At 66.9% G+C, this 15,514-nt stretch carries 9 protein-coding genes; 6 read left to right on the forward strand and 3 right to left on the reverse strand.

All coding sequences use genetic code 11. From position 1 onward, the window contains the following. Positions 1-30 precede the first annotated feature (30 nt). Positions 31-3,105, reverse strand: a complete 3,075-nt coding sequence (locus NSQ78_RS10210) for a TonB-dependent receptor (RefSeq protein ID WP_049471347.1) — start codon at positions 3,103-3,105, stop codon at positions 31-33. 1,129 nt (positions 3,106-4,234) lie between these two features. Here NSQ78_RS10210 and NSQ78_RS10215 point away from each other — a divergent pair. From NSQ78_RS10215 to NSQ78_RS10240, 6 genes are all read left to right on the forward strand, one after another. Next, complete coding sequence (locus NSQ78_RS10215) at positions 4,235-6,700, forward strand: GH92 family glycosyl hydrolase (RefSeq protein ID WP_064238379.1); 2,466 nt, start codon at positions 4,235-4,237, stop codon at positions 6,698-6,700. Positions 6,701-6,796: 96 nt separating this feature from the next. Continuing rightward, a complete protein-coding gene (locus NSQ78_RS10220; RefSeq protein WP_014646964.1) occupies positions 6,797-7,846 on the forward strand; it encodes a LacI family DNA-binding transcriptional regulator in 1,050 nt (349 codons plus the stop codon). Between the two features lie 60 nt (positions 7,847-7,906). After that, positions 7,907-9,220 carry an L-fucose:H+ symporter permease gene (fucP, locus tag NSQ78_RS10225; protein WP_049464304.1) on the forward strand — a complete coding sequence of 438 codons (1,314 nt, stop codon included), beginning with the start codon at positions 7,907-7,909 and terminating at the stop codon, positions 9,218-9,220. Positions 9,221-9,227: 7 nt separating this feature from the next. Then, positions 9,228-10,223, forward strand: coding sequence for a carbohydrate kinase (locus NSQ78_RS10230; RefSeq protein ID WP_064238383.1), 996 nt, complete (start codon positions 9,228-9,230; stop codon positions 10,221-10,223). After that, entirely contained in the window at positions 10,220-11,446 is a 1,227-nt protein-coding gene (locus tag NSQ78_RS10235; protein ID WP_064238386.1) for an AGE family epimerase/isomerase, read from the forward strand. Before NSQ78_RS10230 ends, NSQ78_RS10235 begins: the two co-directional genes overlap by 4 nt. A gap of 91 nt (positions 11,447-11,537) precedes the next feature. Continuing rightward, positions 11,538-14,156: a glycoside hydrolase family 2 protein gene (locus tag NSQ78_RS10240; protein ID WP_064238388.1), complete on the forward strand. Its 2,619-nt coding sequence runs from the start codon at positions 11,538-11,540 to the stop codon at positions 14,154-14,156. An 87-nt stretch (positions 14,157-14,243) separates the two neighbouring features. Here NSQ78_RS10240 and mtnC read toward each other — a convergent pair whose 3' ends face one another. Next, entirely contained in the window at positions 14,244-14,939 is a 696-nt protein-coding gene (gene mtnC, locus NSQ78_RS10245; RefSeq protein WP_053462819.1) for an acireductone synthase, read from the reverse strand. A 3-nt stretch (positions 14,940-14,942) separates the two neighbouring features. Next, on the reverse strand, positions 14,943-15,500 hold the full coding sequence (locus NSQ78_RS10250; RefSeq protein ID WP_049464314.1) for an acireductone dioxygenase: 558 nt from the start codon (positions 15,498-15,500) through the stop codon (positions 14,943-14,945). Between the last annotated feature and the right edge of the window lie 14 nt (positions 15,501-15,514).

Consider the following 15,514-nt stretch of genomic DNA (forward strand, 5'->3'; position numbering starts at 1 on the left):
GAGAGCGCGCCGGGCAGGCCCGGCGCCGCCTCAGAACTTCCAGTTCACGCCGAAATACAGCTGGCGGCCGGCGTACAGGTTGGACAGCAGGCGGGCCTGGCTGTCGTTTCCGATGTAGCTGCGCAGCTCGGACTTGGTGGCGTTCAGCACGGCGGCGGTCACCGTCCAGTCCGGGGTGAGGTTGTAGGCCACGTTCAGGTCAAGCTGGCTGTACGGCTTGGTGTAGGTGGTCATGCCATTGTTCAGGCCGCCGACCACTTCACCGCGACGGTTGTACGAGGCACGCGCCAGGAACTTGTCGTTCTCGTAGAACACGGTGACGTTGGCCTGGTTCTTGGCGCTGCCGACCAGCGGCGAGGAGCCGATTTCCTCGCCGTCCAGCACGATCGAGGCCAGGTTGGTGTCGTTGTAGGTGTAGTTGGCCTGCACACCCAGGCCGAAGTCGAAGGTGTACTGGCCATACAGTTCCACGCCCTGCGAAACGCCATCGCGGCCGTTGGCCTGGGTCTCGTACTTCTGCACGGTGACCGACTGCCCGCCGACGTTCATCTGCTGGTCGCGTACCACCGGCACGGTGAAGTTGTCCACGTTCTTGCGGAACAGCGAAACACCCGCGACGGCGCCCGGCTTGAAGTACCACTCCAGGCCCAAGTCGAACTGGACCGCCTTGAACGGCTCCAGCGCCTTGTTGCTGCCCGAGCCGTACCAGCCGGGCGTGTCGGTGCCGCCGGTGACACGGCGATCGTTGGCGTACTCCTCGCTGATGTAACGCAGGCCACCGGGGTAGGCGATGCTGGTGTAGCTCGGGCGCGCGACCACCTTCGATGCTGCGCCGCGCAGCACCAGGTTGTCGGTGATGTCCCAGGCGATGTTGAAGCTGGGCAGCACGTCGGTATAGGTCTTTTCCAGCGACGACAGCGCGTACACCTTGTCGCGCACCTGGGCGTCGGGCAGGCGGACGAAGCCACCCTGGCAGCGCAGGTTCGGATCGGCGGCCGGATCATCGCAGCTCATCGGTGCGCCGCTGGCGTTATCGACGAAGTAGTCGTTGAAGCGCTCGACCGAGTCGCTGGACTGGGCGAACTGCTTGGTGCGCACCACGCGCACGCCGACGTTGCCGCGCACGCGCTCGGTGCGGAAGTTGGCCTGGAAGTAACCGGAGTAGATCTTCTCGTTGACGTCGTAGACGAAGTCTTCCTCGGTGCGGTTGTGCGAGCCGCCGTAGGTCTTGTTCAGGTAATCGATGTAGGCCGGGTAGTTGATGCCCGGGAACACATTGGCGTTGAAGGCGCCGGTGATGTTGCTGATCGGGTTGGACAGGAAGAAGCCCGGCTGCGCGTTGCCAGCGGTCGGATCGCAACCGGCCTGGTAGCGGTTGTTGTCGTAGTCGGACGGGTCCAGGCCCGGGCACACCCAGTAGGTGTTGCCGGTGTTGCGGTGGACCTTGCCGTCGCGGTACTTGGCGCCGAACTGGATCGAGTCCAGCCAACCCGCCTCGAACAGCTTGGTGACGTCTGCCTGGAAGTAGTTCTGCTTGACTTCGGTCTGCATCCAAGACGAATCGGTGGAACCGGTATCGACTTCGGCGATGCCGGCCATCAGCTGCTGCTGCAGGTCGGGCGAGAACTGCACCGACGGCGTGCCGGTCAGGTCCCACGCGGTGTACTGGTTGCCGGACTGCCACTGGTTGCCCACCTTGCGGCGCGGCTTGGCCGACATGCGGAAGTTCATCGACGGGCCACCTTCGGACCAGGTGCGGCCGCCGGTGAACGAGGCTTTCCAGAGCGGGCTGATGTCCCAGTCAATGGTCAGGTCCGCAGTCTGCGACAGTGCCTTTTCCTTGCTGTAGCCGCCGGTGAGCTGCGGGGTGGGGATGGTGCAGTCGTCCGGGCCCCAGCCACCGGGCTTGAGGCCGGCCGCAGCCGCTTCATCCTCGCTGCAGTAGTAGGTCTTGCCGGCCAGCTTCTGGTACTGCGCGCCGGTGACGATGCTGCCGCTCGGATCGAAGTCGAGGCCATTGAGCAGGCGGCCGCCGGCCCAGTTGCCGTCCTGGTTGTAGCGGGCCAGGTTCCATTCCGGCACCTTCAGCATGTTCTGGGTGTAGTCACCCTGCAGTTCGAAGCGGAAGTAGTTGGCCGTCATCGTGACGTTGTCGACCGGCTTGAACTGGAAGGTCAGCTGCCCGCCCTTGCGTTCGCGCTTCTCTTCCTTCACCGCGAAGTTCACCGAGGTCGGCATGAAGAACTCGCTGTAGTTCTTGCCAGTCTGGTTGTTGAAGCCGGACTGGCCCCACCAGTAGTGGATGCCATCCTGCTCCAGCAGGTTGCCGTTGGCATCGCGGGCGGTGGTGCCGTTGCCGTACCACTGGTAGTCCTCGGTACTGGCTTCCATGGTGCGGGTAGTGCGCTTCTGCTGGGTCACGCCGACCAGCACGCCGAAGCGCTCGTCCTTGCTGTGCCAGGAATACAGCGCCGACACCTGCGGATCAACGTCGTGGCTGGTGTCGGAGGTGGTGCCCTCCAGGTTCACGTAGCCGGAGTTGGATTCCATGTCGAGCGGACGGCGGGTATGCAGGATGACCGTGCCGCCGATGCCGCCTTCGTCGATGCGGGCTTCCGGCGACTTGAACAGCTCGGCGCTGGACAGCATGTTCGACGGCAGCAGGGTGTAGTTGAAGGAGCGGGTCGCTTCGTTGTTGGTCTCCGACGAGGCGACGAAGTTGCCGTTCAACTGGGTCAGGGTCAGGTCCGGTGCAAGGCCGCGCACGCTGACGCTCTTGCCTTCGCCACCGCTGCGGGTGATGACCACGCCGGGCACGCGCTGCAGGGCGTCGGCCACATTCTTGTCGGGGAACTTGCCGACGTCTTCGGCGGTGATCACTTCGACCACGGCGTTGGCATCGCGCTTCTGCTCGAGGCTCTTTTCAATGGCGTAGCGGTAGCCGGTGACCTGGACGCTGTCCAGAGTCGTGGCATCCTGCGTGCCGGTGGACGCGGCCTGCTGCGCGGCGGCGCCTGCCGGAATGACGGCGGCAGCCAGGGCCAGCGCGATGGCCAGCGACAATGCGTCCTGGCCGTGCGTACGTGTTGAATGCTTCATTCCCATCTCTCCCTCTCTCCTGGATTGATCCGGTGACGTGGCACGGACAACTTGAATCGATCTAATTTGAAGTGACTTTGCGGCGGTCGCCATGCAGTGGCAGTAGCACCGCGCGTGTGGCCTGGTACGTCCTGTTGCTGGTCCCCCAACTCCCGGCCATCGCGGCGTCGTCTTGGATCGATCTAAGCGATGGGCGGGCGATTTTTAGCACGGGTCGCCCGCAGGCGCATGCTGCTGCGCAATATGGTACTGGCGTGGCGAAGGGATGACGGTTTGCTGAAATCAGTGAAATCGTTTTCGTGCGCAGGGAAGAGGGGGGCGGCAGGGCTGCGCCCTGCACCTGCGGGGGTAGTGCCGGCCGCTGGCCGGCAACAGCCAAAGCCAAAGCCAAAGCGGCTCGGGGTTGTCTGTGGGTTGGCGGGGCGGTGTGGACTGGCAGGACACGCCGTAACCCCCCCTCCGGGGTCCGGCCCAGCCGCTGGCGGCTGGGCGTTCGGGCGCTTGCGAAGCAGTGCTTCGCAAGCAAAGCGCCCTCACCCATGGGGGCTCGATGGCGCCATCCATGGCGCCAACGGTCCTGCCAGCCCACACCGCCCCACCTTTGACAGTTTCCCGGTGACGGTTGGACTGATCCTGGAACGACATGGGGTCCTGGGGTCAGATCCGTTTTCCAAAGGAAAACGGATCTGACCCCGGATCGATTTTCGTTATCCGTCAGAGATCCATTGCAGATCACGGAGATCTGTCGAAGGCGGGGTGGGGCCGGTTGCGGGGGCGTGAGCCGCATGGATGCGGCGACCGAGCCTACATGGACGTATTTACGGCGCCCCCCGCAACCGGACCCACCCGGCCATCCCACGGATCGCCGGCTTTTGCTGTTGCTTCTGGGGTTGCCGGCCAGCAGCCGGCAGTACGCGCGGGTGCAGGGCGCAGCCCTGCCGAACCCCCTCATGCTGCGCCGCAGAATGCATTCGGCTGAACCCGCATGCTCTACTTGAATCGATCTAAATTCACGGTCGCACGGGTCGGGCGTCATTCCAGGAAGAGCTCTCTGCAGGTCAGGGCAGGGCTCAGCGGAACGCTGCCGGACGGCCCCGGCCGTCTGCCTCCGCGCCATCGACTACAGGAACCCGACATGCGTCCAGTGCCGTCCGCTCCCGCCGTCCCATCATCCTCGCGCCCGCTGGTGCGCCTGGCCTGCCTGCTTGCGCTGTCGGCGGCGCCGATGCTGCTGCAGGCCGCGCCGGCAGCGCTGGAGCGCGAGGTCAACACCTTCATCGGCAGCAAGGACGATGGCAACACGTTCCCGGGTGCGTCGGCACCGTTCGGCCTGATCCAGGTCAGCCCGATCGGCAGCCACTACTCGGGCTGGCGCTATGACGATGAGAAGATCCGCGGGTTCGGCCACTCCTTCCTGTCCGGCGCGGGTTGCTGGGAACAGGGCGGCCAGGTGTCGGTGCTGCCGGTGACCGGCTCGATCGGTCCGGGCGGTGATTTCGATACCGGCAACGCCAAGCAGTTCGACCACAAGGCCTATGCCTCGGCTTACACCCATGACGGCGAGGTCGGCCAGGCCGGCTACTACAAGGTGCGCCTGACCAGCTACGGCGGCATCGATGCCGAGGCGACCGCGCGTACCCGTGCCGCGGCCGAGCGCTATACCTTCAGCCAGCGCAGTGGCGATGGCCACGTGCTGGTCAACGTCGGCCAGGCCAACGAGCGCCATTCGGTGATCGGCAGCGTGGTCGATGTGGTCGGCGACCGCGTGGTCGAGGGCAAGCTTGTCACCAAGAGTTTCTGCGGCGGCCATCAGTACACCACCTGGTTCCGCATCGAGTTCGACCGTCCGTTCAAGGCGCATGGCACCTGGGGCGAGGGCGGTGGCCTGCCGGGCGCGCGCCACAGCATGGAAGGCGAGCAGAAGCCGAACGGTGCCTGGCTCAGCTTCGACCTAGCCAAGGGCCAGTCGGTGACAGCGGTCAGCGCGATCTCGCACGTGGATGCCGAAGGCGCGCGCACCAACCTGCGCGCGGAAGGCATGCAGGGTGGGGCGCTGCTCGGCTTCGACCGCATGCGCGCGCTGTCCCAGCAGGCCTGGCGTGAGCAGTTGGGCCGGGTGCGCGTGCAGGGCGGCACCGCCGATGACCGCACCGTGTTCTACAGCGCGGTCTACCACGCGCTGCTGCAGCCGATGACCGGCAACGACGCCGATGGCCGCTACCGCGGCTATGACGATGGCATCCACCGTGCCGATGGCTGGACCTACTACGAGTACTTCTCGCTGTGGGATACCTACCGTGCGCAGAACCAGTGGCTGGCACTGACCCGCCCGGACGTGGCGCGCGACATCGGCCGCACCCTGCTGGCGATCGATGAGCAGGGCGGTTGGCTGCCGCGTTGGGGCTATGCCAACTTCGAGACCAACATCATGACCGGCGATCCGGTCACCCCGTTCATGGTCGACCTGTGGCGCTTCGGTGCGCTCAAGGGGCGTGAATCGCAGGCCTGGGATGCGCTGCGCCGCAATGCCTTCGGTACGCCGCCGCTGAACTCGCGCATGGCCGGCCGCTCCGGCAACCCGACCTACCTGGACAAGGGCTACGTGGCCTATGACCGTGCATTCCCGTCCAAGGGCATGGACGTCGATCCGCACCACGGTGGTTCGGCCACGCTGGAGTACGCGCTGGCCGACTGCGCGCTCTCGCAGATGGCCGATGGCCTGGGCCACGCCCAGGATGCGGCGACGCTGCGTGAGCGCGGCCGCAACTGGCGCAAGGTGTGGGACCCGCAGGTGCGCGATGCCGAGACCGGCTTCACCGGGTTCCCGCGCCCGCGCACCGAGGATGGCCAGTGGTACACCCCGTCCGACGGCCATTACAGCCCGCGTTCGCACCACGGTTTCCACGAGGGCACGGCGTGGCAGTACCAGTGGCTGGCGCAGCAGGACGTGCCGGGCCTGGTCGAAGCGATGGATGGCCGCGAACAAGCGGGCCGCCGCCTCGATGCGTTCTTCGCGATGGACGCGCTGCAGGCCGACCCGCTCAACGCCGCGCGCAAGGCGTGGGTGGTCGGGCCGTACAGCTACTACAACCAGTTCCGCTACAACCCGAACAACGAGCCGGACCTGCATTCGCCGTGGCTGTACACGCTGATCGGCCAGCCGTGGAAGACCGCGGCCGTGGTGCGTGCGGCGCAGCAGCTGTTCACCAATGCCCCCAACGGCGTGACCGGCAACGATGATCTTGGCACGATGTCGGCCTGGTACCTGTTCAGCGCCATCGGCGTGTACCCGGCGGTGCCGGGCAGCGGCCAGTTCCTGCTGCACACCCCGCGTTTCAGCAAGGTGGAAGTGGACATGGGCAACGGCCGCACCCTGCGCATCGACGCGCCGGGCGCCGATGGCCGCCGCCTGCAGTACGTGCAGGGCGTGCAGGTCGATGGCCAGGCGCATGCACCGGTGTGGCTGGACTGGAGCCGCCTGCAGCAGGGCCCGCGCGTGCGCTTTGCGCTGGATGCGAAGGTGCCGGAGCAGGGCTGGGGCACGGCGGTGAAGGACCTGCCGGTATCCTGGTGCGCGGCACCGGGCAGCCAGCTGCGCTGAGCCGGACTGTGCCGTTCGCGGTGACCCAGCGAACGGCACGGCACGACACGGCCCTGATCCATTAGGCTTGAGCCTCCAGCGGAGTCCGGGAAGACGATGAACGACAACGGCAGCAGTCCCAGCAAGCGCGCCGGCAAGGCGGTGACGGTGACCGACATCGCGCGTGCGATCGGCGTGTCACGGGCAACCGTGTCGCTGGTGCTGCGCGGCAGCCCGCTGGTCAATGTCGATACCCGCGCCAAGGTCGAGGCCGAGCTGCGCCGCCAGCGCTATGTCTACAACCGCGCGGCGGCCAACCTGCGCCGGCGCACCTCGTCGAGCATCGCGCTGGTGATCAACGACCTGTCCAACCCGTTCTTCGCCGAATTCGCGTCCGGCGTGGACGAGGCGCTGGGCGGGCGCGGTTACGTGACGCTGCTGGGCAGCACCGGGGAATCGCCGGAGCGCCAGCAGGCGGTGCTGTCCACGCTGATGGAACACACCCCGGCCGGCCTGATCCTGTCGCCGGCCGAGGGCAGCGACACCGCGCAGTTGCGGCAGGCGCTGGGCGCCAATGCCAACGTGCTGCTGTTCAATCGCGAACTGGCCGGGGCTGACTGGGACTTCCTGACCCTGGACAACCAGCACGGCGCCTATCTGGCCACGCGCCACCTGATCGAGCGCGGCCATCGCCAGATCGCCTTCTTCGGCGGCCACGCCGCATCCAGTTCCTGCCACCAGCGCCGCGCCGGGTTCCAGCAGGCGCTGGCCGAGGCCGGGCTGTCGCTGCCGCCGGGTTGGATGATCGAGTCGGCGCCGAACCGCCTGGAAGCGGCAGCGCGCACCGATGAACTCTTCGCCGACGGTCATCGGCCGAGTGCGGCGGTCTGCTACAACGACACCGTCGCGCTGGGCCTGATGCTGGGCTTGAACTCGCGCGGCATCCGTCCGGGCGGCGATTTCGCCGTGACCGGCTTCGATGACATTTCCGAGGCGGCGGTGGCGGTACCGCCATTGACCACGCTTACCGCCGATCCGCGCGAGCGTGGCCGCCAGGCTGCGGCGCTGCTGCTGCAACGGCTGGACGAACCGGACGCGCCGCCGCGGCGCACGGTCGCGCCGGTGCAGCTGCGCATCCGCGAAAGCAGTGCCGCACGACCGAACTGATTCCTTCCGCATACCCCTTCCACGCAACAACGACCTTCCGCGCATCGAGGCGCGTACCGCATGCCGATCTCCGCAACGCCCCGTCCATCGGGTTCTTCGGGCAACGCACCCGCCGTCACCAACGGCAAGGCGCTGGCTGTCGTCACCACGATCTTCTTCATGTGGGGCTTCCTGACCTGCCTCAATGACATCCTGATCCCGCACCTGAAGGCGGTGTTCGAACTGAACTACGCCAAGGCGATGCTGGTGCAGTTCACCTTCTTCGGCACCTATTTCCTGATGTCGCTGCCGGCCGGTCGGCTGGTGGCGGCGCTGGGCTACAAGAAGGGCATCGTGGCCGGCCTGGTGATCGCCGGCATCGGCGCGCTGGGCTTCTGGCCGGCGGCCGAACTGCGCGTCTATGGCGCCTTCCTCGGTGCCCTGTTCGTGCTGGCCACCGGCATTACCGTGCTGCAGGTGGCCGCCAACCCCTATGTCGCGCTGCTGGGCCCGGAGCAGACCAGCTCCAGCCGCCTGACCCTGGCGCAGGCGCTGAACTCGCTGGGTACCGCCATCGCGCCGATCTTCGGCGGCATGCTGATCCTGTCCAACACGGTCAAGAGCGCTGACGACATCGCGGCGCTGCCGGCCGCCGAGCAGCTGGCCTACCGTGCCGCCGAGGCGCAGGCGGTGCAGGGTCCGTACGTGGGCCTGGCCGTGGCGCTGGTGCTGCTGGCGCTGTTCGTGTTCCTGTTCCGCCTGCCGGCGCTGAGCGACGCCACCGAGCAGGCCGACCAGGGCCACCACCACAGCTACCTGGATGCGCTGCGCAAGCGCCACCTGCTGCTGGGCGTGCTGGGCATCTTCTTCTACGTCGGCGCCGAAGTGTCGATCGGCAGCTTCCTGGTCAACTACCTGTCGATGCCCAACATCGGTGGCTTCAGCGAACAGGAAGCCACGCATTACGTGTCGGCCTACTGGACGATGGCGATGATCGGCCGCTTCGCCGGCTCCGCGCTGCTGGCGCGCTTCTCGCCGAGCCGCCTGCTGGCGATTTTCGCGCTGGTCAACGTGGCGCTGCTGGTCACCACCATGCTGACCTCCGGCAACATCGCGCTGTACTCGGTGGTGGCGATCGGCCTGTTCAATTCGATCATGTTCCCCACTATTTTCGCGCTGAGCATCGAGCGCCTCGGCCCGCTGACCAACAAGGGCTCCAGCCTGCTGATCATGGCCATCGTCGGCGGTGCCGTGGTGCCGTACCTGCAGGGCGTGCTGGCCGACCACATCGGCGTGCAGGCCAGCTTCATCCTGCCGCTGCTGTGCTACGGCTACATCATTTTCTACGGACTGGTCGGCGCGCGTACGCCGGCCTCCGCAACGCAGGGAGGCTGAGTCCGGAATGGGTGCCATTGTCTGCTTCGGCGAAATTTTGATCGATCTACTAGCGCAGCCGCCGGCCTCGGCCGACACGCCGCGCGCATTCCTGCAGTACGCCGGCGGTGCACCGGCCAACGTCGCCGTGGCGGCTGCACGGCTGGGCGCGAAGACCCAGTTCGTCGGCATGCTGGGCCGCGACATGTTCGGTGACTTCCTGGCCGACAGCCTGGTCGAGCACGGCGTGGGTACCGATTACATCGTGCGCACCGACGCGGCCAAGACCGCACTGGCCTTCGTGGCCCTGGATGCCAATGGCGAGCGCAGCTTCAGCTTCTACCGGCCGCCGGCGGCCGACCTGCTGTTCCGTGACAGCGATTTCCAGGCCGCGTGCCTGGACAGCGCGCAGTGCTTCCACGTCTGTTCCAACAGCCTGACCGAGCCGGCCATCGCCGGGGCGACCTTCGCCGGCATGGACCGCGCCCGTGCCGCCGGTGCGGTGGTCAGCCTGGACCTCAACCTGCGCCCGGCGCTGTGGCCCGCCAACGAAGATCCAACGCCGCGGCTGTGGCAGGCACTGGAACGCGCTGACCTGGTCAAGCTGTCGCGCGAGGAGCTGGACTACCTGGCTGCGCCGCTGGGTGCCCACGGCGAGGCGGCGGTGCTGCGGCGCCTGCTGGCTGCGCAGGCGCGCTGGGTGATCGTCACCGACGGTGCCGCCACGCTGCACTGGTACACCCGCGACAACCACGGCACCGTCACCAGCTTCCGCGTGGCTACGGTCGACACCACGGCCGCGGGCGACGCGTTCGTCGGTGGCGTGCTGGTTGGGCTGCTGGAGCGCGGCGGTGCCGGTACCGGTTTTGCCGCCTTCTGCCAGGACCCCGAGGCGATCACCGCCACGCTGCGCTTCGGCGCTGCGGTCGGCGCGCTGGCTGTTACCCGCAAGGGCGCGTTCGCCGCGATGCCCTCGCTCGATGAAGTGCAGCAGCTGCTGCAGGCACAGGACATTACCGCATGAGCCCTTCGCCCGATTTCCGTTCGCCCGCGTTCCTGCGCGCGCACATCGCCGACACCATGGCGTTCTACCACCCGCGCTGCATCGATCCCAACGGTGGCTTCTTCCACTACTTCCGTGACGACGGCAGCATCTACGATGCCAGCCATCGCCACCTGGTGAGCAGCACCCGTTTCGTCTTCAACTATGCGATGGCTTACCGCGAGTTCGGCAATGCCGAGTACCGCGACGCGGTCGAGCACGGCGTGCGCTACCTGCGCGAGGTGCACCGCAACCCCGCCACCGGCGGCTATGCCTGGACCCTGCGTGATGGCAAGGTCGAGGACGATATGAACCACTGCTACGGCGTGGCCTTCGTGCTGCTGGCCTACAGCTGTGCGCTGAAGGCAGGCATCGAACAGGCGCGCGCGTGGATGGACGAAACCTGGCAGCTGCTGGAAACGCGCTTCTGGGAGCCGCAGCACGGGCTCTACAAGGATGAAGCGGACGGTCAGTGGAACTTCACCGGCTACCGTGGACAGAACGCCAACATGCACATGTGCGAGGCGATGCTGGCGGCGTTCGAGGCCAGTGGTGAGCAACGCTATGTCGAGCGTGCGCTGCAGCTGGCCGACAACATGACCCGCCGCCAGGCGGCCAAGGCCGGTGGGCTGGTCTGGGAGCACTACGATGAGAACTGGGAGATCGACTGGGATTACAACCTGGACAACCCCAAGCACCTGTTCCGCCCGTGGGGCTTCCAGCCGGGCCACCAGACCGAATGGGCCAAGCTGCTGTTGATCCTCGATCGCCACGTGCAGGCGGACTGGCTGGTGCCGACCGCGCAGCACCTGTTCGACGTGGCCGTGGCGCGCAGCTGGGACGACGCCCGCGGCGGCCTGTACTACGGCTTCGCACCGGAATTGCGCCGGCAGCCCGGCATGGATGGCGCGCCGATCGGTGGCGACAGCTTCGTCTGCGACGACGACAAGTACTTCTGGGTGCAGGCCGAAACGCTGGCCACCGCCGCACTGATGGGCAAGCGCACCGGTGATGACCGCTACTGGCAGTGGTACGAGCGCATCTGGGCGTACGCGTGGGCGCACTTCGTCGACCATCAGTACGGCGCCTGGTTCCGCATCCTCGATGCCGACAACCGCAAGTACAGCGACGAGAAGAGCCCGGCCGGCAAGGTGGATTACCACACCATGGGTGCGTGCTACGAAGTGTTGAACGTGGTGCGTTGAAGATCGTTCGAATGCAGTAGTGCCAGGCCATGCCTGGCGATCCGAAATCGGCAGCGCCGGGCCATGCCCGGCGGAAAAACAGGAGCTCCGCGTGCATCGTCTTTCCCTCGTTGTCCGTCTGCTCCTGCTGCTGATCGCAGCCTCCACCTTCCCGGTAGCTGCAGCGACTCTGCAGGCACAGTGGGAGTTCCGCATGCTGCCGGGTGACGCGCAGGGCGCTGCGCATCCGGGCCTGCAGCAATGGCGTGCGGCCACGGTGCCGGGCAGCGTGCACACCGACCTGCTGGCGCATGCGCTGATCCGTGACCCGTACGTGGGTGCGCCCGAAGCCGAGCTGCAGTGGATCGGCCTGGCGGCCTGGGAGTACCGCGCGCGCTTCGACGTGGACGCGGCGACGCTGGCCAAGCCCAATGCCGAACTGCGCTTCGACGGGCTGGACACTTATGCCGAAGTCAGCCTCAACGGAAAGCCGCTGCTGCGCGCGGACAACGCGCACCGGACCTGGCGCGCGCGCGTGGAAGGGCGCCTGCGGGCCAGGGACAATGAACTGCAGATCGTGTTCCGCTCACCGATCCGCACCCTGCTGCCGGGCGTACAGGCGATGCCGCACAAGATCGCCGGCAACTATCCTTCGCCCTATGGGGACGAGCCGAAGGACGCGATGGTCGGCAACTTCGGGCGCAAGCCGGCCTACCACTTCGGCTGGGACTGGGGTCCGCGCTACGTCACCGCCGGCGTCTGGCGTGGAATCGACCTGCAGGCCTGGGACGCGCACCGCCTGACCGATCTTGCGGTGCGCACCGATGCATTGAGCGCGGAGCAGGCGAAGCTGGCGGTGCTGCTGCAGGTGGAGCAGGGCGCGTCGGCCGGCTCGGCGGTGGTCCATGTGGACGTGCGCGATCCGCAGGGTCGCAGCGTGGCCCAGGCGCAGCGCACGGTGCTGCTGAAGCCCGGGCAGAACAGTGTTGAACTACCGATTGAACTGGCGGAACCGAAGCGGTGGTGGCCGGTCGGCCATGGTGCGCAGGATCGCTATACCGTGCAGGCGCGCCTGGATGGCGGTGCCGACGCAACGCTGGTGCGCGAGCAGCGCATCGGCCTGCGCACGGTTGAGCTGCGCCGCGAAGAGGACGGCAAGGGCGGGCAGGGCTTCGCCTTCGTCATCAACGGCGTGCCGATCTTCGCCAAGGGCGCCAACGTGATTCCGTTCGATGCCTTCCCCGCACGCGTCGATGCCACGCGCCTGCGCCAGGTGCTGACCGCCGCGCGCGACGCCAACATGAACATGCTGCGCAACTGGGGCGGTGGCTACTACGAGGACGACGCGTTCTTCGACATCGCCGACGAGCTGGGCCTGCTGGTCTGGCAGGACTTCATGTTCGGTGGCGGCATGCAGCCGGGCTACGATCCGGCGTTCCGCGCCAGCGTGGTGGCCGAGGCGCGCGACAACGTGCGCCGGCTGCGCCATCACCCCAGCATCGTGCTGTGGTGTGGCAACAACGAGGAAGAAGCCGCCTGGAAGGACTGGGGCCACGGCCGCGACCTGAAGGCGGCCGATCCGGCGTTTGCAGAGAAGGTCTGGCAGGGCTATGTCGACCTGTTCGGCAACGACCTGCGCCAGGTGGTGGGCGAGGAAGGACTGGGCGTACCGTACTGGTCCAGTTCGCCCAGCAACGATCTGGACGAGAAGGCCAACGATTCCACCCGTGGCGACAAGCACTACTGGCAGGTCTGGGGCAATCCGGCGCTGCCGGTGCAGGCCTACCTGCGTGAGACGCCGCGCTTCATGTCCGAGTACGGGCTGCAGGCGTGGCCGTCGGTGGCGACGGTGGACCAGATCGCCACCCGCGCCGAGCAGCGCATCGACAGCCCGGTGATCCGTGCGCACCAGAAGTTCATGGCTGGCGAGGGCAACGGCCGCCTGCTGCACTACATCGAGCTGGGCTACGGTGCGCCGAAGGACTTCGAGGACTTCGTCTACCTCAGCCAGGTCATGCAGGCCGATGGCATCGCTCTGGCGGCACTTCACCATCGCGCCTCGCGCCCGTACACGATGGGCTCGCTGTACTGGCAGCTCAACGACGTCTGGCCGGGCGCCTCATGGTCCAGCGTCGACTACTTCGGTCGTTGGAAGGCGCTGCACTTTGCCGCGCGGCGTTTCTTCGCGCCGGTCACGCTGGCGGCATTGCGTGATGAGGGCAGGACGCGGGTGCGCCTGATCAATGATGGCGCCTCACTGGAAGCGCGCTGGCGGCTGCGGGTGATGGATGTGGATGGCAAGGTACTGCGCCGTCGCGAGGACGCGGTGATGCTGTCGGCGGAGGGCGTCACCTCCGTCGGTGATTTCCGCGATGCCGAGCTGCTGGCCGGCGCCGGCCCGAAGCGCACGGTGGCCGTGTTCGAGTTGCTGCAGAACGGCGCGGTGCGTGCGCGGCAGGTGGTCGGATTCGTCGAGGCCAAGGACCAGGTGCTGCCGCGGCAGAAACTCAAGGCCACGTTGGCCATTGATGGCGACCACTACCGCCTGCGCCTGGAAAGCGCGGCGTACGTGCGCGCGGCGTGGATCGACTTCGGCGCGCTGGACGTGCAGGTCGAAGACAACCTGCTGGACCTGCTGCCGGGTGAAACCCGCGATATCGCGGTGCGCGGTCCGGTGGACCTGGCAGCGCTGCGCGAAGCGCTGAAGGTGAAGACCCTCAACGATCGTTGAGCAAAAAAGGGGACGGAGGGGATTAAGTCGTTTGTGGCCCATGTGTGCCACAAACGACTTAATCCCCTCCGTCCCCTTTTTTCCTGCTTACAGCTGGATCTGCTGGAAGTTCTCGACCCGCTCGTGGCCATTGGCGGCTTGGCCGGTGCGCGGCATCGGGTAGTCGTCGCGGCGGTCGATCAGGCGCGTCTGCAGGCCGGCTTCACGGGCGGCATCCAGCTCTTCCACCACATCGGACAGGAACAGGATCTCGCCGGCGGGCACGCCGATCGACTGCACGATGCGGCGGTAGCTGTCGGCCTCACGCTTGCCGCCGATCTCGGTATCGAACCAGCCCGACACCAGCGGGCTGAGGTCACCGGCATCGCTGAACCCGAAGAACAGCTTCTGTGCCGGCACCGAGCCGGAGGAGTACACGTACAGCGGCAGGCCGGAGGCATGCCAGCCTTTCAGCACCGGTGCCACTTCCGGGTAGAAGTGCGCGGTGTAGTCGCCACGACGGTACCCTTCGTCCCAGATCAGCCCCTGCAGCGCTTTCAGCGCGGTGTGCTTGCGGTCCTGGTCGATCCAGCCCTGCAGCGTCTCGGCCACCAGGCTGTCCTGGCAGGCGCCGCCGATCTCGGCAGCGACCGCATCCAGCCAGCGGCGGACGTCGGGCTGCTGGCCGTGCTCGGCGATGAACGCGGGCAGCGCTTTGCGGGCATAAGGGAACAGCACGTTCTTGACGAACGAGATGCTGCTGGTGGTGCCTTCGATATCGGTCAGGATGACGCGGGGCTGCATGGATCAGGACGCCTGGGTGGGTACGTAGCGGGGGAACTTCTGCGCGATGTCGGTGCCGGTGAAATGACCGACCCAGCCGTCCGGCTCGGTGAAGAAGCGGATCGCCACGAAGCTCGGCTCATCGCCCATGTCGAACCAGTGGGTGGTGCCATCGGGCACGGCGATCAGGTCGTCCTTCACGCACTCGATCTCATAGACCTTGTCCCCCACGTGCAGGGTGAACAGGCCCGAGCCTGCGACGAAGAAGCGCACCTCGTCCTCCTTGTGGAAGTGCTCGTCGAGGAACTTCTTGCGCAGCTCGGCGCGGTTCGGGTTGTCCGGGGCGATCGAGGCGACGTCCACGCTCTTGAAGCCGCGCTCGGCGACCAGGCGGTCGATGTCGGCACGGTAGGCGGCGAACACTTCCTCCTGGCTGGCGCCCGGCGCGACCGGCGCGGCGGCCTGCCAGCGCTCGAAGGTGACGCCGATCTTCTGCAGTTCGGCAGTGATGACCGCGCCGTCCTGGGTGTCCAGCAGCGGCGATTCGGGGCGGGTGTCGTCGTAGATGCGCAGTCGGCTCATGGCGGCAGCTTGAA

Source organism: Stenotrophomonas sp. FSL W7-1447, from assembly GCF_037966425.1.
Taxonomy (GTDB): Bacteria; Pseudomonadota; Gammaproteobacteria; order Xanthomonadales; family Xanthomonadaceae; genus Stenotrophomonas; species Stenotrophomonas pavanii.